Annotated in this window: 22 protein-coding genes and 2 pseudogenes; 7 read left to right on the top strand and 17 right to left on the bottom strand. The window is 37.5% G+C overall.

Features of this window, described 5'->3' with window-relative positions; translation table 11 throughout:
- Positions 1-156: 156 nt before the first annotated feature.
- The 7 genes and pseudogenes from FJR37_RS04595 to FJR37_RS04565 all read right to left on the bottom strand — a co-directional run.
- Positions 157-558, bottom strand: a pseudogene (locus tag FJR37_RS04595) (ChuX/HutX family heme-like substrate-binding protein); the annotation flags it as partial.
- A gap of 97 nt (positions 559-655) precedes the next feature.
- Positions 656-1609: a PhoH family protein gene (locus FJR37_RS04590; RefSeq protein ID WP_168465425.1), complete on the bottom strand. Its 954-nt coding sequence runs from the start codon at positions 1607-1609 to the stop codon at positions 656-658.
- A 367-nt stretch (positions 1610-1976) separates the two neighbouring features.
- Positions 1977-2363 (bottom strand): KH domain-containing protein, encoded by a 387-nt coding sequence (locus tag FJR37_RS04585; protein WP_053541388.1) that lies wholly within the window; start codon positions 2361-2363, stop codon positions 1977-1979.
- A 7-nt stretch (positions 2364-2370) separates the two neighbouring features.
- Positions 2371-2631 (bottom strand): 30S ribosomal protein S16, encoded by a 261-nt coding sequence (rpsP, locus tag FJR37_RS04580; RefSeq protein WP_027403099.1) that lies wholly within the window; start codon positions 2629-2631, stop codon positions 2371-2373.
- A gap of 467 nt (positions 2632-3098) precedes the next feature.
- The gene (locus tag FJR37_RS04575) at positions 3099-3839 is read right to left on the bottom strand and encodes a Uma2 family endonuclease (protein WP_168465424.1); all 741 of its coding nucleotides are present in this window, start codon (positions 3837-3839) and stop codon (positions 3099-3101) included.
- A 172-nt stretch (positions 3840-4011) separates the two neighbouring features.
- A pseudogene (locus tag FJR37_RS04570) lies at positions 4012-4302 on the bottom strand (signal recognition particle protein); the annotation flags it as partial.
- An 18-nt stretch (positions 4303-4320) separates the two neighbouring features.
- Entirely contained in the window at positions 4321-6492 is a 2172-nt protein-coding gene (locus tag FJR37_RS04565; RefSeq protein ID WP_168465423.1) for a PatA/PatG family cyanobactin maturation protease, read from the bottom strand.
- A gap of 68 nt (positions 6493-6560) precedes the next feature.
- Here FJR37_RS04565 and FJR37_RS04560 point away from each other — a divergent pair, with 68 nt between their 5' ends.
- Together FJR37_RS04560 and FJR37_RS04555 are read left to right on the top strand one after the other, a co-directional pair.
- Positions 6561-6977: a XisH family protein gene (locus FJR37_RS04560; RefSeq protein ID WP_168465422.1), complete on the top strand. Its 417-nt coding sequence runs from the start codon at positions 6561-6563 to the stop codon at positions 6975-6977.
- Positions 6965-7300 (top strand): XisI protein, encoded by a 336-nt coding sequence (locus FJR37_RS04555; protein ID WP_168465421.1) that lies wholly within the window; start codon positions 6965-6967, stop codon positions 7298-7300. Before FJR37_RS04560 ends, FJR37_RS04555 begins: the two co-directional genes overlap by 13 nt.
- Before the next feature lie 248 nt (positions 7301-7548).
- Here the strand turns inward: FJR37_RS04555 and FJR37_RS04550 are convergent, their stop codons facing one another.
- The 4 genes from FJR37_RS04550 to FJR37_RS04535 all read right to left on the bottom strand — a co-directional run bounded on the left by FJR37_RS04550 (position 7549) and on the right by FJR37_RS04535 (position 9608).
- Positions 7549-7944: a hypothetical protein gene (locus FJR37_RS04550; protein WP_039200150.1), complete on the bottom strand. Its 396-nt coding sequence runs from the start codon at positions 7942-7944 to the stop codon at positions 7549-7551.
- 245 nt (positions 7945-8189) lie between these two features.
- The gene (locus FJR37_RS04545; protein ID WP_168465420.1) at positions 8190-8399 is read right to left on the bottom strand and encodes a type II toxin-antitoxin system HicB family antitoxin; all 210 of its coding nucleotides are present in this window, start codon (positions 8397-8399) and stop codon (positions 8190-8192) included.
- Complete coding sequence (locus FJR37_RS04540; protein WP_028083551.1) at positions 8396-8620, bottom strand: type II toxin-antitoxin system HicA family toxin; 225 nt, start codon at positions 8618-8620, stop codon at positions 8396-8398. Before FJR37_RS04540 ends, FJR37_RS04545 begins: the two co-directional genes overlap by 4 nt.
- 118 nt (positions 8621-8738) lie before the next feature.
- Positions 8739-9608, bottom strand: a complete 870-nt coding sequence (locus tag FJR37_RS04535) for a LynF/TruF/PatF family peptide O-prenyltransferase (RefSeq protein WP_168465419.1) — start codon at positions 9606-9608, stop codon at positions 8739-8741.
- Positions 9609-9673: 65 nt separating this feature from the next.
- Between FJR37_RS04535 and FJR37_RS04530 the strand changes: the two genes are divergently transcribed.
- Positions 9674-10462: a transposase gene (locus FJR37_RS04530; protein ID WP_168465418.1), complete on the top strand. Its 789-nt coding sequence runs from the start codon at positions 9674-9676 to the stop codon at positions 10460-10462.
- A gap of 33 nt (positions 10463-10495) precedes the next feature.
- Here the strand turns inward: FJR37_RS04530 and FJR37_RS04525 are convergent, their stop codons facing one another.
- Positions 10496-10648 carry an anacyclamide/piricyclamide family prenylated cyclic peptide gene (locus FJR37_RS04525; RefSeq protein ID WP_168465417.1) on the bottom strand — a complete coding sequence of 51 codons (153 nt, stop codon included), beginning with the start codon at positions 10646-10648 and terminating at the stop codon, positions 10496-10498.
- A gap of 624 nt (positions 10649-11272) precedes the next feature.
- Between FJR37_RS04525 and FJR37_RS04520 the strand changes: the two genes are divergently transcribed.
- From FJR37_RS04520 to FJR37_RS04510, 3 genes are all read left to right on the top strand, one after another.
- Entirely contained in the window at positions 11273-13249 is a 1977-nt protein-coding gene (locus FJR37_RS04520; protein WP_168465416.1) for a PatA/PatG family cyanobactin maturation protease, read from the top strand.
- Positions 13250-13480: 231 nt separating this feature from the next.
- Positions 13481-13684, top strand: coding sequence for a cyanobactin biosynthesis system PatB/AcyB/McaB family protein (locus tag FJR37_RS04515; protein WP_039204671.1), 204 nt, complete (start codon positions 13481-13483; stop codon positions 13682-13684).
- A gap of 14 nt (positions 13685-13698) precedes the next feature.
- Entirely contained in the window at positions 13699-13887 is a 189-nt protein-coding gene (locus tag FJR37_RS04510; protein WP_174763386.1) for a cyanobactin biosynthesis PatC/TenC/TruC family protein, read from the top strand.
- Between the two features lie 49 nt (positions 13888-13936).
- Here the strand turns inward: FJR37_RS04510 and ffh are convergent, their stop codons facing one another.
- Positions 13937-15385: a signal recognition particle protein gene (gene ffh, locus FJR37_RS04505; RefSeq protein ID WP_039204669.1), complete on the bottom strand. Its 1449-nt coding sequence runs from the start codon at positions 15383-15385 to the stop codon at positions 13937-13939.
- An 852-nt stretch (positions 15386-16237) separates the two neighbouring features.
- Between ffh and FJR37_RS04500 the strand changes: the two genes are divergently transcribed.
- Positions 16238-19483 (top strand): type ISP restriction/modification enzyme, encoded by a 3246-nt coding sequence (locus tag FJR37_RS04500; RefSeq protein WP_168465414.1) that lies wholly within the window; start codon positions 16238-16240, stop codon positions 19481-19483.
- A gap of 86 nt (positions 19484-19569) precedes the next feature.
- Here FJR37_RS04500 and FJR37_RS04495 read toward each other — a convergent pair whose 3' ends face one another.
- From FJR37_RS04495 to FJR37_RS04480, 4 genes are all read right to left on the bottom strand, one after another.
- Positions 19570-19899: a putative toxin-antitoxin system toxin component, PIN family gene (locus tag FJR37_RS04495; RefSeq protein WP_217355185.1), complete on the bottom strand. Its 330-nt coding sequence runs from the start codon at positions 19897-19899 to the stop codon at positions 19570-19572.
- Positions 19900-19977: 78 nt separating this feature from the next.
- Positions 19978-20139, bottom strand: coding sequence for a hypothetical protein (locus FJR37_RS04490; RefSeq protein ID WP_174763385.1), 162 nt, complete (start codon positions 20137-20139; stop codon positions 19978-19980).
- A 4-nt stretch (positions 20140-20143) separates the two neighbouring features.
- Positions 20144-20395 carry a type II toxin-antitoxin system Phd/YefM family antitoxin gene (locus FJR37_RS04485; protein WP_039200821.1) on the bottom strand — a complete coding sequence of 84 codons (252 nt, stop codon included), beginning with the start codon at positions 20393-20395 and terminating at the stop codon, positions 20144-20146.
- Positions 20396-20435: 40 nt separating this feature from the next.
- A complete protein-coding gene (locus FJR37_RS04480) occupies positions 20436-21551 on the bottom strand; it encodes a tetratricopeptide repeat protein (protein WP_235335028.1) in 1116 nt (371 codons plus the stop codon).
- Positions 21552-21558 lie beyond the last annotated feature (7 nt).

Here is a 21558-nt window from a genome sequence, read left to right as displayed (position 1 = left end):
GAAACAATAAAAATCCAGTTCCCTCCCCTTTACAAGGGGAGGGTTAGGGAGGGGTAAAAAATATTTGATACATCAACCATAACTTTTCAAACACCCTCTAAAGATCCCCGACTTCTTTGAGAAGTCGGGGATCTGAATCTTACGAAATTACAAGGCTTATAGGGCTAAAGGTTGCCAGATTTCTCCATATTTTTCCTTTAAAAGTTGCCAAGCTTCTACTTGTCCTGGTTCGTATTCTCCGGGTTTACCCCATTGTAAAAAGAGGCTTAATGCAGGTTTTTCTTCTGCATCTAAAAACCGAATCGCATAGGTTGTAAAATTTCCTCTTTTGGCTTCACCTGTTTCAAATTTCACTTTTTGAATCATATCCATATTCAAATGAAATTCAAAGCCTTCGGTGTGCATATTCGCATATTTACCTTTTGGTAATTCGGCGTAAAATAGCTTTTCTATTTTTCCTCTAGCTTCTAAAACAGCGGCACTACTGGTGACAATTAAGCGCAAAGTTCCCAAGGTTTCACAAGCTTCTAAAAATTCTTTCAATGTTGTACTCATAGGTGTTGATTTTTTAGTTGTTAGTGTTCAATTTCAGATTTATAGCGTTTTTTTGGATGTAATACAATCAAGAAGGCAAGAGGGCGCAGACCCTGCGCCCCTACGTTTCGTATCTTTCATAGGCAGCAACAATCCGCTGCACTAAGGGATGACGAACAACGTCTTTTTGAGAAAATTCGCAAATGGCGATTCCTTCCACATTTCTGAGAATCTGTAAGGCTACATCTAAACCTGATTTTTGATGGGGTGGTAAATCGGTTTGGGTGATGTCACCTGTGATTACCATGCGGGAGTTAAAACCCAATCGGGTTAAAACCATTTTCATTTGCGCCGGTGTGGTATTCTGGGCTTCGTCAACGATGATAAAGGCGTTATTTAATGTCCGTCCCCGCATATAAGCTAGTGGTGCGACTTCGATGATTTCCCGTTCGATTAGGTTGGGGACTTTTTCGGGGTCTATGAATTCATTAATGGCATCATACAGGGGACGTAAATAGGGGTTGACTTTTTGCTGTAGGTCTCCTGGTAAAAAGCCGAGTTTTTCTCCTGCTTCGACTGCGGGACGGGTTAAAATCAGCCGTTCAAATTGATTACTGAGTAGGGCTTGGACTGCCATAACTACAGCGAGATAGGTTTTCCCTGTTCCCGCAGGACCAATACAAAAGGTTAAATCACGTCTACGAAGTGCGTCTATATATTGGCGTTGGTGAAAGGTTTTAGCGCGAATTTCAAAACCCCGGCGAGTTTTGGCGAGGATATCCCGTTGTAGGTCTTGGAGTTGGTCTTCTGTATTTGTATCGAGGGCTTGACGGGCTGTGAGAATATCGGCACTAGAGATATTATTACCTTTACTCCACAAATTTTCGAGCGATCGCACTAATCGCTTTGCTAATTCTACTTGTTTAGGTGTTCCCGAAATTAATAATTCTTGTCCCCGTAGAACTAAGTTAGCCCCTGTTTGTTGTGATAAAAACTTGATATTTGCCTCACCATAACCAGCTAGAGCGATCGCACTGGACATACTAGGCAGTTGAATTATGGAATCATCTGCCATATTATTGCTGAATTGGGTAAAAGGTGGTTTTTAACAAAATTAATATTTTCCTATTAAATGTAAATTGAAAATTCTATAATTTTCTGTCAATTAAGGCTTATTAAATAAAACTAAAACTCGAACAATTTATCAGCAGGTTCTACATTCTTCTTTCTTATTTTCTTTCTTCCTCCTGACTCCTGACTCCTGACTCCTGACTCCTCTTAAAATATTGGAAAATAGGCTGACAACATTTGTTAATTCTTGGCTGGTAAATCCGCAGTGAACACGGAAATATTCGCCAAGACTTGACAATTTTGTTGTCCCCTTTCTCCATCTTTCCCAGAAAATAATCTGTAATCAACCATTTAAACTGACCAGTTATGATCTAGCGTAAACGTGGTTTAACAACAGGTTTGGGAATATTGCTCTCTCTTTCTTTCGACTTGGGTGGTAGTATCCGCTCTTCCTGGTCTTCATCAAAAGACATACTATCTCGACTGTGGGAACTGCCGCCGTAAATATCCAGGTATACTGATTGCCCAGCTAGTTCTGCTGCTGCGGAAATTACAGTGCGAATTGCCTGGATATTTCGTCCCCCCCGACCAAACACTTTTTCTTTATCTATGCTGTTAAAAGCAATGCGAACCCAAGCCCGCTTAAGGGTTTGAGACATTTCACAATCAACGCTTAAAGATTCTGGAGATTCTAAAAACGGTTGCACAAGAAACTTCACCAGCCCCACATAATTGGGATTGGTTGTTAGGGATTTAATCTCAAGACTATGATGCGGCTGTTGCACTGACCTGTTCAAAAACGTTAGCTTTTACGAGGATACGACGAACTGTATCGGTAGGTTGAGCGCCTTGTTGCAGTCGCTTAACAATACCAGGAATATCTAATTTTACTTCATCAGTTCTGGGGTTATAAAATCCTAGTTCTTCTAGGGGGCGACCGTCACGACGGGCAAGATTGTTAATAGCAACAATCCGGTAACTTGCTTCGCGCTTTTTGCCAAATCTTTTTAAACGCAATTTGATCATGTTGAGAACTGTTTCTCCTGTTCCTAGTGAGTGAGTTTGTAACTGATTGATAAGAAAGTGATGGGGATATTATACCCGCCTTCACAACTTCCAACACTGAAATGCTAATTTTAGCACTTTCTAGCCGTGAATGGCTATTAGTTTAGTTATCAGTTGGAAAGATATTCTCTTCATTCCCTGTTCCCGTCGTTTCGGGATAAAACAGTTGTAGTACCTCAATCTTTCCTCCATTACCTGCACTAACTCATTATAAACAATTTTGATAAATTATTGATCAGAGCATAGACTACGTGCTTATTTCCGCACAGACCAAGAGCGAACTTGACCTAAAATCACAGGAATTCTGTCACTAACATCAATAGTAAACAAAAACACCTTTTTAGACGGTCCTAAAGCTCAGTTAATGTCTTCATAGAAGAGTCGCGCTCGTTGCCCACACTCACCTGAAAGGGAGTGTGTGGAGTATGTCACAGATTATTGATATCAATACCTTTAGCTGCTAATTTTGCTAATAGGTCTTGATAATTTTTGTATTCTTGTTCAGCACGTTGTTTTTCTTGTTCAGCACGTTTTTGTTCCTGGTCGGCACGTTGTTGTTCCTGGTCGGCACGTTGTTGTTCTTGTTCGACACGTTGATTTAATTCCACAGATGTGAGAAACTTAGCGCCATGAGGATAATAAATTTCTAAGTTATCTGCTGTGAGTTTAAAACGTATGTCTAAACGCGGGCTGACCCAATTATTAATATCCTCAATTGCCTCTAAACATTCTTGTTCAAGAATAAATCCTGTTAATTCAATTGTGTCTGGATTGTATATATAATACTCTTCTACCCCATAACGCTGATAAAAGAGTATTTTTTTGGCCATTTCTTTGGTGCTATTTCCCGGAGATAGGATTTCAAATACCACTTGGGGAGGAATATTATTTTCTTGCCATTGTTTATAAGAACCTCTATCACCTTTGGGTCTTCCAAACACTACCATGACATCAGGTGCTTGTCGGGTTTTTACACTTCCTTCTACAGGATACCAAAGTAAATCACCAGCTATAAATACATCATTGTTTGGGGCGAATAATATTTCTAAATTTTCCTTAATTTTAACAATCCATTCATATTGTTTAGTATTATCAGACATAGGGTTGCCATCACTATCAGGGTAGATGATTTCTGGTTTGATTTCTGGTGGTATAAGTTGCTGTACCATATCTGAATCTCCATTTTACCAAAGGTAAATAAAGTTTTGAACACAAGCAGTGGCACTGATGAATATATTAACAATTATAGTGATTTGCGATAGACCCTGAACAAACACCATAATTATTGCATTTGGCAAATCCCGAATTTATGGAAGAAATCCGGGATTTTGTGCTTAAATTCTAAAGAGTCCCAAAACCTTTTTTCTTTTTCTCTTTCTTTTTCTTCGCTGGTGGTGCGCCACCGGGGTAGCCACGCCAGCCGGCTGAGGGGCGATTACCACCTGCGGCTAAGGGATTACCACCACCAAACATTCCTGGCATTCCTGGTATACCACCTTGTCCCATTTGCTGCATGAGCGATCGCATTTTCTGGAAATCTGCCACCAGTTTACTCACATCCCCTTCTCTATAGCCAGACCCAGAAGCGATGCGGCGGCGACGACTGGGAGAACTCGATAATAAATCTGGATCAGAGCATAGACTACGTGCTTACTTCCGCACAGACCAAGAGCGAACTTGACCCAAAGTCACAGGAATTCTGTCGCTAACATCAATGGTAAACAAAAACACCTTTTTAGCCCTGCTTCCATTTTCTGGGTCAAAAAACTTTAATTTCACATCCCAACAATCGCTATTAATGCGACAAAAAGGACTTTTTTCCACTTCAATACTATCAAGCTGCATCCCTGTAGAAATAGCTTGAGAAAAACTAGAAGCGGCTTGAAAAGCATTAGTTACAGAAAAATTCAGCGCTCGATCTTTTGCCAATTGTCCTAAATTTTGCAAATCATAGTATACTCGATTTAAGAAACTACTCAAAGCCTTTCTCATAGCTATTTCTTGGGCTGGTGCAGTTTCTCCCGTAATTACAGTTTGCAAAGCCGCATCTACCAAACTGTTGACTTTCCAGCCATACATTCCCCTAGTATTCGTAAGACTAATTACAGGCACAACTTGACCAGAAAATAACTCCACAGTTCTATCTGTTAACCTTGCAGGTATACTTACCCGTTCGACAAAATCATCACTGTTTTCTGGTTGAATTTGTCCCGCTAACATCAAAATCAGGGTTTCATAGATATCTGCGGCAAAACCGCTCACAGGTTCTAAAGCATAAATAGGAGTTAATTCTTGGTTGAGAGTCCAAATTAAAGGTTTAGCTTCCGTAGGATTTACTGACAAGTAATCAACCATTTGCTGGCTATCATAGGGATTAGCAGGAATAATTGCCCCGTCCATATTCACTGCTGGCATTAATTGTTTAAAGGTGTCCCTTCTGGCTTCATTACCAAAATCATAACCAATAGTTCCTAAAGCATATACCAATTTAGAAGCTGCACTAGGGGTAATAGAATCAGTTGAGGAATTAATTCCCTGGCTAATAACTAAAGTTTCTCGTTCCCAGTCTCCGACTGGGAATGCCGTCTCCAAGGCTCTGCCTGACGGTATAGTGAGAGGCAGAGCCTCTAATGTAGCATTCCCAGGTAGAACCTGGGAACGAGAGATTCCTACTCCCCTCTCCTCATAGGAGAGGGGTTGGGGGTGAGGTTCTTGTACTCCCTCATAGGAGAGGGGTTGGGGGTGAGGTTCTTGCACTCCCTTATAGGAGAGGGGTTGGAGGTGAGGTTCTAACCTTTCTCCCGTCAATAATTGAAACGCTCCCGGAATATTCAACTTACCTAATAAACAGCGTTCTGGTTCTTCCACCTCTTCCGGGTTACAGGGAATAGCACTATTTAAAATTGCTTCCCGCACTGCTTCGGCGTTGGGTTGTTCTCCTCGTTGCAATTGCAGACTCATTAATAAGGCAGAAATACCTGTGACAATGGGTGCAGCGCAACTAGTCCCTTTTTGTCTAATAGGTTCTTCTGTTCCCGGTTGGGCGCCTAAAATATTTTCACCGTTAGCCATTACCCCTTTATTTTGATATTCTCCCCCGTAATTACTAAATTTAAACGGTTGACCATCATCTCGCATTGCACCCACTGTAATCACACCAGGAAGAATAGAGGGAATACACCAACATTCCCCTTTATCATTACCACCTGGGGCAACAATTAACATATTATTATCTTGGCATTGTTTCACAGCACGGGCAAATAAATCAGGTGCTACTCCGGTTTGGGTGGGGTGACAAGCAGCGATATGAATAATATTCGCTCCCCATTTCAAAGCCGTATTAATAGCATGAGTAAGGTTGACGGGGGAAATAAAATCATCACCAGCGAAGGAAATGGGAATATTTAATGCTGTACATAAAGGGGCAATACCAGGGGCGGGTGTGCCGTGTTGCCCTAAGATAGTGCTAGAAATGTGAGTAGCATGACTGGATAATTCAATGCGTTGTCTAATAGCTGGAGGGAAAGGTGCAAAAAATGCCTCTTGTTCTTTTTTTGATTCTTCTTTATCGTGGTCGGGGTCGTCTTTTTTGTCTTTTTGTTGTTGGTTAAATTCTAAATATAAATTGAGATAATAATAGTATTCATCGTTAAGTTCGATATCTTCTGACCAGTAGGGTTTAAATTGACTAAATTTTGCCCCTTGAAAACAACTGCATTCTAAGTCGGCTGCACCATCAAGGATAGCAATTTTAATGCGGGGGTCGCCTTTTGTGCGTGTCCAAATTTGAGAAATTCCGGGGATGTCGGTAAGGTTAGGCATGGTTTTGATTGTGTTGTTGTAATTGATGTTATAATTGTGGGTGAAAAGTCTAATTTTTTATAAAGTTAATGCCAGCTAAAGATATTTTTCATGATGCTGTTAGGATAGGGTTAGAAAAAGAAGGTTGGGTGATTACAGATGATCCTCTTGAAATTGAAATCGGTGGTGTTGAAATGTACATTGATTTGGGTGCAGATCAGATTTTGGCAGCCGAGAGAGAGGAAAATAAGATAGCAGTTGAGATTAAGAGTTTTGTAGGATCATCCAATATTTCTCAATTTCATACAGCAGTTGGCCAATGTTTCAATTATCAGATTGCTCTTGAAGCAAAAGAACCAGAAAGAATTTTGTATTTGGCTGTTCCTTTAGGTACTTATCGAAGTTTTTTTACTTTACCATTCATTCAAATGGTGCTGCAACGTTCTCAACTGAAAATTATCGTTTATGATCCAGTAAATGAGGTGATTGTAACATGGATAAATTAGAACAATATCGTGGTTATATCCAACAATTGTTAACGGAATATGCTCAACCAAGTTCGGCAAATTCTGAAATTGAAAAACAATTTATTTCTGATTTGGTTCATGACCATTATCAATTGGTGTATGTTGGGTGGAAAAACAGAAGGCGTACTTACGGTTGTGTTTTGCATTTGGATATTAAAGATCAGAAAATTTGGATACAACATGATGGAACTGAAATTGGTATAGCAGATGAGTTAGTTAAATTAGGAGTGCCAAAATCAGATATTGTTTTAGCATTTCATGAACCTTTAGTGAGACAATATACAGATTTTGCTGTTGGTTGATTTTCACGCTTTTGATGTTATATTAATAATTTTCTTTGTCAGAATCAGGTGGTTATCGAGCGAAGTCGAGATAATATCCAGGATTTCAGGATTTACAGGATGTTACCCAACATTTCGGTGATTTTGTGATTTAATTTTGTTGGGTTGCGCTGTCGCTTAACTACATCTACTGTATTCATCCTGTTCATCCTTTAATCCTGGATATCCTGATTCAGACACTTTTTGGCGTATGGTTTCAGATAGAGAACTCATGGCGATAAAGGAGTTTTTATTCCCCGTTTGACAGCTTCGGCTAAACCTTCAGATTTTCTTAATTGTCCCATTTGATAAAGGGACATTAAAATTAATAATTCATAACGTTCTCCTGCTGTTAAACCGGTATTTTTTCCTTTAGCTTGTAGTTCTCCCAAGCGTTGATTTTGCACTACATCCATTTTTAAATTAGCTAATTCTAGAACTTCCTCATCGGAAATATCAGGAATGCTTGAATTAATGCTCATTTCTGAGAGATTATCTAAGGTAGGTAATACTATTTCTAGGGTGTCAAGTAAAACATCTGATATCTCTCGCGCTGTTGCTTCTCCAAGACGCTGGATAGAAGCAGCTAAACTTTCGGGTAAGTTAATAGTTATGGGAATAGTCATAGAAAATACGATGGTTGATTACAATTCTAGTTTAGATGATGTTTGGGATGAATTTCTTTGTTATTTTTTTGTCTGAATCAGGATATCCAGGATTTCAGGATTTACAGGATGTCATTTAAATTCTGTAGGTTGGGTTGACGTATGTTACCCAACATTTCATTTTGATTATTTTGTTGGGTTGCGCTGTCGCTTAACCCAACCTACATCTAACCTATAGATATCATCATTGTCAGATTATGTCTTTTTTAAGCTATATTTTGTAATATTTGGGGTTGGGGTATAGGCTTACCGATTTGATTATAGCCATACAGCAAATCTTCTAACACTTCCTTAGCATTTTCTAGAGCTTCTTCATAGCTTTCTCCGTGGGTTTTAGCATATTTTCCCCACTCAGGTAAAAAAGCAATATACGCTTGATCTTCTTGGGACCATTGAATTAAAATACTATATTTCATAGTTCATCTCCTTTTTCTAATTGTTCAAGTTCTTTGATACTTTCTATTATATCTTTCTCTTGATAGGGTTTTGCATCTTTGCTGTCTTTGCCAGATAGGACTACAGGTTTTGGTAAAAGCGGATGAATCCAGTAAGAATGACTACCTTTTCCCCGCTTTGGTAATAACGTAAATCCTGCTTTTTGCAACATCTGTTTTAATTCTCTAATTTTTTTGGGCATTTAGTTTTATTTATTTGGACTTCTGGAAATTGCATTTGAATGATGTTACCCAACATTTTGGTGATTTTGTGATTTAATGTTGTTGGGTTGCGCTGTTGCTTAACCCAACCTACATTTACTAGATCAGATAATATAAATTCATTTTTTCAATTGTTCCTCCTAGCAATTCTTTTTCTTGAACAGCAACACACATCTCGTCCATGGGTTGTTGTTGGTAATAAGCATGAACTCGACGTGCAGTATCGTTAACGGTAAAGTAATTGAGAAAATCATTGAGATTTTTTAAGTAAAAGTACACTACTTTATCTGCATTAGCTTTAGATAAACCAACACAAATGCGACTACAAATAGGTAAAAATTGTAAAGATTGTGGTAATAAAACAGTTGCTAACCGTTGCTGAATATCAAATATTTGAAATTCTTGGTTTCTAATATAAGGGTAAAGCTCAATCTCACTACGACCATCTAAAGATAAATCAAAACCTATATGTAAGCTATTACTTACAAGCAAATTATAAATATTTTTATCTAAACCACCATTTAATTCTATTGCTGTTTTGATTTTTTCTGGATAATCTTTAATAGTCAGAGCTATTTTTAATTTTGATTCAGCTAATTCTGGCCTTGCATCAACTCCTACCATGAATTCTGTCATTTTATTAAAGTCAAAATCTTCACCAAAAAATTGCTGAATTAAAGAATAATTAATTTGCACATCAATTCGTGATTCTACTTTTTGAAAAAATTCATAAACGACATTAAGTTGTTTTAAGTTTTTCAAGGTGAAGCCAATACCAAAACGAGCAGGGTAAAGTTTATCTCGCTCAATTTTACAAGAAGATTCGAGATAACAATTTTCTGATGTCGTTTCTATTTGGGTAACAAAGCTATCAAAAATATCCAGAGGATAAAAATTTTTAATTTCAAAGATTTGCTTGTGAATGCCGATGTAATAGATTTCTTTACCACGTTGTAATAATGTTGTCATTGCCAATAACCATTTATGATTTTACAGGAACATGAGAATTTTATTTCAAGCAGTAAAAACTGGAAATGCCTAGAAAACCTCGAAATATCAAACCCGGATACTCTTATCACATAACAACCCGTTGCAATAACCGTGAATTTAAGCTATCACGGCGGGAGTGTCGGGAAGTGTTTCTTTATGCGATAAAAAAGGCTTTGGATAAATACAATTTCCAGCTTTATGCTTTGTGCATTATGTCAAATCATGTTCATTATTTGATTGCACCTAAACAGCCAGAAGAGTTACCCAAAATTATGCATTTCCTGAATTGGTACACGGCGATGTGTTTCAATCGGATGTTAAGAAGAACGGGACATGGTTCGACTTCGCTCACCACAAGCTTTTGGGAGAAGAGGTATTTCTGTGATGGGTTTCCTTCTTCAGACAAAGAAAGAGCATTAAATACTTTACGCTACATTCACGCTAATCCTAAAGCTGCCAAAATGCGCCAGAGTTTTTTCTATGACTTCAGCAATTATGGCAGTTATGAACGCTTAACCGATGATGGTTTAACTCAATGGCATCCGGCTTTTTTACGACTGGGAAACAGCTTAGAAGAATGTGCCAAAAAGTATAAAGGCTTCTGCCAAAAGTATAAACCCAAGGAGAAGACCCCAACCCAATACCACTGGGGTAGTAAGCTGTTGGCTGGGGTTCATCTCACAAATCAGGGTTCAACCACCAACCCCAAAAAATCTAAGTCCGGTTTTCCGCCACCCCCGTGCCAGGTATCAGAAACCCCCGAACTGACAAGGGTTGTCCGTCAATTCATCCAGGCGAACCGTGCGCCAAGGGATACAGAAACAGACTTTTGATATTTTTTGAGGTGAGTGGTAGAATGGGGTGACTTACTCCGCGTCGTCGCCCGCAAAAGGATATTCCATACCAGGATACCTCAAACTCAATTGGGCTTGAACCTGACCGCTTTGATCCTTAGCGGTAGAGATGGTTTCGCGTTCTACGGGAGCAACTTGTTGGGGGCGGATGTTCTTCTTAGTCATGGTGTGTTTTCCTTTTTGTTTGTTCGTTTTACTTCTTCATTGTGAAGAAGACTGGTTTGGTGAAGGCGTTAAATTGGCGTTGAAGGGTAATTTAACGAGTTGTGATTCACCAGAAGCTTTTTGGGTGATAGTGACAGAAAGTGTCAAAGCGATCGCTCTAAAATTACCACATATCTTGATGAGAAAGCTTTATATAAAACCTCTCTCCAAACCTTTCTCCTACAAGGAGAGAGGCTTTAAACTCTTTACTTCCTGTTCCCTCTCCTCTTAGGAGAGGGTTAGGGAGAGGTAGAGTTTTAGTATTAACTAATGTGAATTTTTCAGAATAATCAATGCAACTACTTACCATGAGATGATGAAAAGTGCAATTACTAATCAGTAGGCTAAGTGAAGCTACCCTGATTCTGATAGTACAGCCAATTATGATTCAACGCAAGACCTTATTAATAATTTTTTGACATAAGAAAAAATTATATCCGTTAAAATATGTAAATTGAGTTGACATTTCAGCCGAATAATATAACAATTACTTTTGTGTTCTAGAAGCACAATCGTAATAAAAATGCCATAAAATAGATATTTATGGCGCAAAATAGATATTTAAGCAGATAATTAACAAATTAAATGCCAAAATCCTCAATTAAAACGGAAATACAGGAATTATGGAACTTGACACAGGGTGATTCACAAATATGTGTAGCTATACTCGACGGATTGGTTGATCAATCTCATAATTGCTTTAATGCAGCAAATTTAACAAGATTGCCAACACTTATTCAGGGAGAAGCGACAGCTAATGGATCTATGTCTGGACATGGAACTCATGTAGCAAGCATCATATTTGGTCAACATAATTCCTCAGAATTACGGGGAATTGCTCCCCAATGTCGAGGGTTAATCGTCCCTATTTTTGGTGATAATAATAAGAAACTTTCTCAACTAGATTTAGCTCGCGCCATTGAACAAGCCGTCAATGCTGGGGCGCATATTATCAATGTCAGTGCTGGACAACTCACTGATAATGGTGAAGCAGAAGGCTGGTTAGATAGGGCTGTGCAACTATGCAAAGATAACAATGTTTTAATTGTGGCTGCTGCTGGTAATGATGGTTGCGAATGTTTGCACGTTCCCGCCTCTTTACCCACTGTATTAGCAGTAGGGGCAATGAATGACCAAGGTAAACCCATAGACTTTAGTAACTGGGGGGAAAGCTATCAAAACCAAGGCATTCTTGCACCGGGAGAACACATTTTAGGGGCAAAACCGGGGGGAGGGACACAAAAACTCAGTGGTACTAGCTTTGCTACTCCCATTGTTTCCGGTGTCGCTGCTTTACTCCTAAGTCTGCAAGTTCAGCGTGGTGAAACACCCGACCCCGCTAAGGTGAGAGCGGTTTTATTAGAAACTGCTATACCTTGCACAGATAAGGATACAGACGATATTAGTCGCTGTTTATTAGGTAAATTAAATATTTCTGGTGCATTGGCATATTTTACAGGAGGAACAATGTCCGAAGAATTAGATACAGTAGAAACTGTTGACAGTATTGAAGCTGCTGGTTGCGGTTGTGCAGAGATTACAAATAGTGCTGAACCAGAACCCAACCCGGAAGAATTTATACCCCCTGAATTTTTCCCAGTAGTTCCTGCTGTGACAACTTCCGCACCTTTAACAAATTCATCCAATTCTCAATCTACTATCATGTCAAATCGTACATCTAATTACATTACTGCTAGTCAAGCACCCAGCGACCTCGCTGAAGTTAACTTAGTGTATGCTTTAGGTACACTGGGTTATGATTTTCGTTCAGAAGCCAGAAGAGACTCTTTTAAACAATTAATGCCAGGGGTAGCCATAGACGGAACAGTAATTCCCGCTAATCCCTATGATGCGCGGCAGATGGTAGATTATTTAGGGGATAATCTTTCGGAAGCTAAATCTTTAATTTGGACTTTAAATTTAGAATTAACTCCTATCTATGCAATAGAACCAGGTGGTGCTTTTGCCAGAGATGTCTATGCTATTTTACAACAATTATTATCGGGACAAATTCAAGCAGAAGACAGCGAGAATTATGTAGAGAGAGTCAGTATTCCCGGTATTTTATCGGGACGCAGTGTGAAACTATTTTCTGGTCAAGTTGTGCCAGTAATTGAAGTTCCCAACACTCGCGGACTTTATGGTTGGAAAGTGAATACTTTAGTTCAGGCTGCTATTCAGACAGTCCAAGCACAGGCTTCAGAAGCACAAGAAGAGTCTATTCGTCGGACTTTGGGTAGTTTCCTCAGCCGTATTTATTATGATTTACGGAATTTAGGCACAACTTCCCAAGATAGGGCGTTGAATTTTGCCTCTACGAATGCCTTTCAAGCGGCTTCCACCTTTGCGGAAGCTGTGGCTACAGGTATGGAGTTGGATAGTATTACAGTAGAAAAAAGTCCTTTCTGTCGTTTAGATAGTGATTGTTGGGATGTAAAATTGAAGTTCTTTGACCCTGAAAATAGTCGTCGGGCGAAGAAGCTATTCCGGTTTACAATTGATGTGAGTGATATTATTCCTGTTACTTTGGGCGAAGTCCGTTCTTGGTCTACTCCTTATTAATAGTGGTAGGTTGGGTTAAGCAACAGCGCAACCCAATAAAGTCTTTTATCTCGTTATCTCGTTCCCAGTCTCTGACTGGAAATGCGGTTACAGAGGCTCTGACTCTGCTTTAATAGAAGGCAGAGCCTTCTAGAATTCATTCCCATACGGAGTATGGGAACGAGAAAATCATGTTGAGTTTTTTAATGTTGGGTAACATACGTCAACCCAACCTACAATCTAAAATTGATTATGAGATTACCCAAACTTTCCCCTCCGGTAAAAAGACCAGATATTATTTATCCTCATCGGTCTGTTGATGTCATTCATGGTAGAGTCGAGGACTTAGTTAGCATTCGCATGGACTTATTACATGGTGCTAATTATAATGACCCCGCTGCATTTCAAAATCGTAGTTATCAGCAAATTAAATCTTCTTGTAGTTGCATGATTTAGGAGTTATCAATATTATGAGTAAACAAAAGAAAACCCCCGCAAATTCTAGCGAACTAGAACCTAAACCACCAGCAGAAATTGAACGTAAATTATTATCTACTGGTTTAGAAGATTACGGCTTTTGGTCACAAGAAATGGCTAAACAAAAAGCCCAACAAACTGAACCTGATAAACCTTTTCGTCGTGGTCGTATTTGGTGTTAATTTTCAGATCCCCGACTTCTTTAAGAAGTCGGGGATCTAATTTTTTAAACTAAAGAGTCCCAAAGCCTTTTTTCTTCTTCTCTTTCTTTTTCTTGGCTGGTGGTGCGCCGCCGGGATAGCCACGCCAGCCTTGTGCAGGGCGGTTTCCTCCTGCGGCTAGGGGATTACCACCACCAAACATTCCTGGCATTCCTGGTATACCACCTTGTCCCATTTGCTGCATGAGCGATCGCATTTTTTGGAAGTCTGCCACCAGTTTGCTTACATCCGCTTCTCTGTAACCAGAACCAGAAGCAATTCGACGGCGGCGACTGGGAGAACTCGATAATAAATCTGGGTCACGGCGTTCTTTACCCGTCATGGAATTAATCATGGCTTCACAGCGTTTTAGCTGGGTTTCTCCATGCTTTAACTGGTCATCAGAAAGCTTGTTCATGCCCGGAATCATCTTCATAATTCCGCCCAAAGAACCCATGTTTTTCAACAACCGCATTTGCTTGAGAAAGTCAGTAAAATCAAATTTCGCTGACAGGATTTTCTCCTGCATTTGCTCCGCATCTGCCAAATCTATCTCTTCTTGGGCTTTTTCAACTAAGGTGAGAACATCCCCCATGCCCAAAATCCGCGAAGCCATCCGTTCCGGGTAGAATGGTTGCAACGCCTCGACTTTTTCCCCCACACCCACAAATTTAATCGGCGCACCGGAAATTTGCCGCACTGACAACGCCGCACCACCTCGGCTATCCCCATCCATTTTGGTCAGGATTGCCCCAGTAATGCCGATTTGATCATGGAAGGTGCGCGTGAGATTTGCCGCCTCTTGCCCGGTCATTGCATCCACAACTAACAGGGTTTCATCGGGCTGGACTATTTCTTTGATGCGGGCTAATTCCGCCATCATATCTTCGTCAATTTGCAAGCGTCCGGCAGTATCAATAATTACTGTATTTATGCCTTCGGCTCTGGCACGTTCCACACCTTGACGGGCTATTTCTACGGGGTCTGCTTCAATTCCCAGTTCAAATACTGGGACATCAATTTGCTTACCAAGGGTAATTAACTGGTCAATAGCTGCGGGACGATATATATCTGTAGCCACTAGCAGACAACTACGATCTTGTTTTCGTAAATGTAAAGCTAATTTAGCGGTAGCTGTGGTTTTCCCTGTCCCTTGTAAACCAGCCATAAGAACAACGGTGGTCTTACCTGGAACTTCTGCGAGGGGAACATTTTCTTCCCCCATCACCTGCACTAATTCATCATGAACAATTTTGATGAATTGTTGGTCAGGACGCACACCGCTGATAACTTCAGCCCCTTGTGCTTTGGTTTCGACTTCGCTAATAAAATCTTTGACTACCTGGAGATTAACATCTGCTTCCAACAACGCCCGACGCACTTCCCGTAAAGCGTCTTGTATATTGGATTGGGAGATTTTATCCTGTCCTCGCAGTTTTTTCCAGGCGGATTCTAAACGGTCAGATAGTGCATCAAACATAATTCAGTTACAACGTAGTTAGTCTGTTGAGAATATTTACTCAGTTTTTAAGGATCTTCTTTACTAGCTTATCTGAGTCTAGCAACTGATGAATCTGGTAAACCGTAATTTTGAAGGTGTTTTAGTTGGTAATAGGTCTTTCCTTACGTAGTAGGAAAGGAAAAACGAACCACAGAGGACACAGAGAACACGGAGAAAGGAGATTTAACAGGGATTTTTGGGTAAGTTTGACCAATAGGACTTACCCACAAGTTACGAAAGAATGAACCACGTTCGCGAAGCGTGCCGAAGGCATAGGTATGAAGGACACGAAGATAAAGAGAGTTTTAGAGGTATTTTGCCTAAGGGACTTCCAATTAAAAAAATACCCAAAAATTTCTTGTGGTGCAGGCATCTTGCCTGCTAATCATCAAGGACAGGCAGGATGCCCATCCCACAAAATTGGGTAATTTATTTTTTGGTATTCCCTAAGTTCTGGTTTATATGAAAGTGGTAAATCCCAAATTCTAGATCCCCGACTTCTTAAAGAAGTCGGATATCTGTCCATGAATGATCGCTATAGCTGCATTCTTAGAGGATGTTTTAAAAGTGGTATTCCGTAATTTTCATCACATTGCTACCCCCCTTTACAAGGAGAAAAACAATAAAAATCCAGTTCCCTCCCCTTTACAAGGGGAGGGTTAGGGAGGGGTAAAAATATTTGATACATCAACCATAACTTTTCAAACACCCTCTTACCTAAAATCTATAATTGTAATTTTTTACTAAGATTAATAAAATTTTATTTTTATCAATGCGAAATGAACAAATATATGCTATTCTGAACACTCGATAATCTAAAAAATAACAACTATGTTTAACTTTAATAACTACATCCGAAACCTCCAAAAAAATATTAAACATGGTGGAGAACGCAGTCACTATTCCAGTTTACAAAGTTTAATAGAAAGTTTAGAAATTGGCATTAATACTATAGTAGAAGAAAAAGGTAATCAAGCAGGAATACCCGATTTAACTATCAGAAAAAATGAGCGCGTTGTGGGATATATAGAAGCTAAAGATATTAATATCAACATTACTAAATTAGACAAACAAAATGAACAGCAAATTAAACGTTATTTAGAATCAAATATAGGTTATAACTTCATCTTAACTAATTACTTACAATTCCGTTGGTATGTAGATGGGGAATGTGAAAAAACTGCTGAATTAGCTACTTTAGAACAAGGAGAAATTACTCTAGTTGATGATTTAAAACCTATTACAGAATTATTACAATCATTTCTGAACCAAAAAGCCAAAGATATTAATAATTATTATGATTTGGCTAGAGAAATGGCTGCTTATACTAAAACTATTAGAAATGCCATAGAATTATCTTTAGTAATAGAAGATTCTACCGAAGAATTAAATCGCCTAAAAGAAATCTTTAAAAAATTACTATTGTTAGATATAGATAATGATAAATTTGCCGATATGTACGCCCAAACTATTGCTTATGGGTTATTTACTGCAAAAATTGGTCATACAGAAAATCCTGAAGAATTTGCATTTAATCGCACTACAGCAAGTATTTATATTAGTAATAGAATACCTTTTTTAAAAGGTTTATTTGATTTAGTTTTAGGAACTGGTAGCGTTAGTAAAATTCACAAATCAATTGAAAATTTAATTGAGTTATTTAACAGAATAGATATGACCAATATTTTAGAAAATTTTGGTCGAGAAACGCGCACAGAAGATCCTGTAATTCATTTTTATGAAACATTTTTAGCTGCTTATCAGGCATCATTAAGAAAAAGTCGCGGAGTTTATTATACTCCTGAACCTGTAGTTAAATTTATCGTGCGTGCTGTGAATGATATTTTAGTAGACAGAACAATTTTTGATTTAGAATATGGTTTAGGAAATAGAAGAGTAACAATTCTTGATCCCGCAACAGGAACAGGAACATTTTTATATGCAGTTATTCAACAAATTTGTCATAATTTTGCTAAATATGATGTTCGTGGTTTGCATAATTTATTAAGAGATACAGAACTTTTAAATCGTCTTTTTGGTTTTGAGTTATTAATGACTCCTTATACCATAGCACATTTAAAAATAGGCGTATTACTGGGATATTTAAAATATAAATTTGCACCAAATGAAAGATTAAAAATATATTTAACTAATGCGTTGGAAGAAGGCATAAAAGAAGGTGATTTAATTCCGGGAATTACCCAAATTATCGCGGAAGAATCAAGTCAAGCAGCAAAAGTGAAAACAGAAATTCCCATTACGGTGGTATTAGGAAATCCTCCTTATTCTGTTAGTTCTCAAAATGCTAGTAAACGGAAAAGAATCTTAAATCAAGATGAAAAATATTTAGCAGATGTGGAATATACTGGTTCAGTGTGGAATAGAATTTATAAATCTGGTAAAGTAGGTAAAACTATTACGGAATTAACCCACATTGGCGAACTTTTAGAATTATATAAAGGTAGGGTAAGATTAGAAGGTGAGAAAAATATTCAACCTTTGGATGATGATTATATTAAATTTATTAGATTTGCTCAATATCAAATAGAAAATAATAGTCACAATGCGGGTATTATTGGTTTTATTACTAATCATTCCTATCTTAATGGGTTAGTTCATCGGGGAATGAGAGAAGAATTATTAAAGTATTTTGACACTTTATATATTATGGATTTACATGGTAATTCTTTATTAAAAGAAACTACTCCAGATGGTAATATTGATCAAAATGTTTTTGATATTCAACAAGGTGTATCTATTTTAATTGCTGTGCGAGAAAAAAGTAAACCTGATTATGGTTCTACTGCTTATAAATCTAGAGATAGGATTAAGGAAATGGCTAAGGTGTTATATTATGATTTATGGGGAAATCGTGAGGATAAATATAATTTTTTAGAGTCTGCAAGTTTAGATAATGTTGATTGGATAGAGTTACAACCAACTGCACCTAATTACTTTTTTGCACCGAAAAATTTTGATTTAGCAACGGAATATAATCAAGGTTGGAATGTTACAGATATTTTTCCTGTAAATTCAACAGGAGTTACAACTCATCGAGATCATTTTGTTATAGATTTTGATTTAGATCAACTTCGTAAAAGAATAGAGGACTTTATAAATTTACAAATCACAGATGAACAAATATCTACGATATATGATCTAAAAGATACTCGTGATTGGAAACTTTCTCTAAAAAGATTGTCCCTAAGTAAAAATTTAACCTGGGAGAGTTATTTTACTACATATTTATATCGTCCGTTTGATAAAAGATTTTATTATCATCATAAAGATATTGTGGAATTGACAAAACAAGAAGTTATGAGGAATTTACAATTTAATAATTTAGCATTAATTTTATGTCGTCAGCAAAAAGAAATAGGTTTTCAACATTGTTTTGTTGCTGAAGATATAGGAGACGGTAATAGTATATCAATTAATTCAAGAGAACGAAGTTACTATTTTCCTCTCTACACTTATCCCAATACAGAAAATAAACAAACTAACCTTTTCATAGAAAAAACTCCTAATTTATCCGCAAAATTCTTAGAAGCTATCAAAGAAAAACTGGGTAAAACACCAACTCCAGAACAAATATTCTACTATGCTTATGCAATATTTCACAGTCCCACTTATCGCACTCGCTACGCTGAATTTCTCAAGATTGATTTTCCCCGTCTTCCCCTAACCAGTAACGAAAACCTATTTACCGAATTAGCTATTAAAGGAGAAGAATTAGTTAATTTACATTTAATGAAATCGGATATACTCAATAATTTAATTACAACCTATCAAGGAATAGGAGATAATCAAGTTAGTGAAGTTACTTATAATTCAGAATTACAAAGGGTTTATATCAATAAACAGAGTTATTTTCCAGATATTCCCCCACATATCTGGGAATTTAAGATTGGTGGATATCAAGTATTAGATAAATGGCTAAAAGACAGAAAAAACGCCAAGCGAGAATTATCTACAGAGGAAATTAACCATTATCAAAAAATTGTCATTGCTTTAACAGAAACTTTACAACTAATGCAGGAAATTGACATAATTATTCCTGGGTTTCCCATAGAGTGATGAGGTTTATCTCGTTCCCAGTCTCTGACTGGGAATGCCATCATAGAGGCTCTGCCTCTGCTTTAATAGGAGGCAGACAGAGCCTTCTAAAATTCATTTAATCTCGTTATTTCATCCCAAAAAGTACGTGGATTGATAACAGGAATATTTTGAATTGGATGTAAGATCAGCAAATCAGCATCTCCAGTAATGAGATGTGAAGCATCACCATTTAAAGCCAATTCGATAAATTTATCATCCTTAGCATCTCGACATAATTTGACCTGTTTCAAAACTTTTACAGGAAACCATGCAGTTTTAATACGGACAGATAACCCATCAATGTCATCAGAATCAATATATTTAGCAAATTTCGATCGCCTCAGAACAGACAAAAGTTCTGTTAAAGTAGCGGTAGAATATAAGTAATTGGACAAAAATATTTACAGTCATTGCGAGCAAAGGGAAGCAATCACAACCCTGGCGATTGCTTGATTTCACTTCGTTCCCTATGGCTAACGCCACGCTGCGCTAACGCAATGACATTGTGTAATTAATTCTGTCTCACTACTTAAAACAATTCCATTGTCTTCTCCCCAGTTTAAAACCTGTGCCGAAACAGAATTAGGAGACAGAAGGTCACTAACTAAAACGTTAGTATCAAGAACTAGACGCATAAAACTATTGATCTTCACTTAAAAGCTTATTTAACTTGTCCTCAGTTAAACCACGTTCTTGAGCTTTACGTCCGATATTTTTTCTACATTGTTGAAATTCTTGAATATTAATCCGAGTTATGCGTTGATAATCTTCAATAGACATAATAACCGCAACATCACGATTTTGCTGACGTATAGTCACAGGTTCACGTTGTACTTTATCAATAACTGCGGCAAAAGCTTGATTCACTTCTGTATCTGAAACAAATTGCATAATTTCACCTCATTTATTTTTATTATAGACAAATTTCATTTTAAACTTTTGGAACTGCTAGTTTTGTACTGGTGGGATTGATAATAGTAACTCCTAATGCTTGAGTAATTGCTAAAGCTTGTGCATAACACTGAGACGATAAATGATCAAGATTCATGTTTTGATATAATTCTGATAATGCTTCTAATACCTCAGATTCTGCTCTAAGACATTCCATTTCTCGAAAAATACTTAACGCTAATTGTAAATGTTGTTCTGCTTCTTGATATTGATTCATTCGCATTAAAGTTTTACCAATATTACAAGTTCCCCATGCTTCTTGAGTGCGATAACCTATTTTTTGGGCAACTTCTAAACCTTGTTTATTGTAATATAATGCTTTGACATAATCCTCCATACAAATATACACCAGTCCTAAACTTGTTAATACTATAGATTCTTGTTCAGGATCACCTATTTCTCTCACATTTACTAATTCATTTTGATAACATTTTAAAGCTTTAGGATATTGTCCTAAATATATATAAGCTAAACCTAATCTGGTATTTAAAATGTTTTGCAAATGACAATTTTTAAGCTGATAGGCAATAGTTAAACCCTGTTCATAAAAATCAATGGCAGTATCATAATTGCTCTGCATTAAATAGACGTTACCTAAATTATTTAAAAGTTGCGCTTGGTTATATTTATCATCTAGTTCTATAGCTATTTCTAATCCTTTTTCATAACATTGAAAACACTCAGAATATTTGCTAATACTGTAGTAAACATTGCCTAAACCACATAAATAAGCTAGTTCTGTTACAGGTTCTAAATTCCCCAGAAGATTTTTATATAATTGAATTAGTTCTGAATAACATCCCCAGATCCCTAATTGTTGATGAAATTGTTGTTGACTGGGTGGCGTTAAATTCATAGATAATATATCACTAGCTGGTTTCCATGCTTGAGCATCACAAAGATGATAAAGTGCTTGTAGATAGCCTTCGAGTTTTTGCCGATGACTAGCATTAATATTAGTTTGGTAATCTGTTAAGTAGTTAATGACAGCAATATAATGATCTAATTGTTGTGGGGGAACTTGTTGTAAAAGATTGGATGGTTGAATGCCTATATTTTCCAGTACGATAGATCCTAGTAGTAAAGAAATTTCCATTTTATTA

Origin of the sequence: Aphanizomenon sp. UHCC 0183, assembly GCF_009712065.1 — a bacterium.
In the GTDB taxonomy this organism is placed as follows: Bacteria; Cyanobacteriota; Cyanobacteriia; order Cyanobacteriales; family Nostocaceae; genus Dolichospermum; species Dolichospermum heterosporum.
Note: the sequence above shows the minus strand (reverse complement) of the source record. Positions and strands in the feature narration are given on the sequence as shown.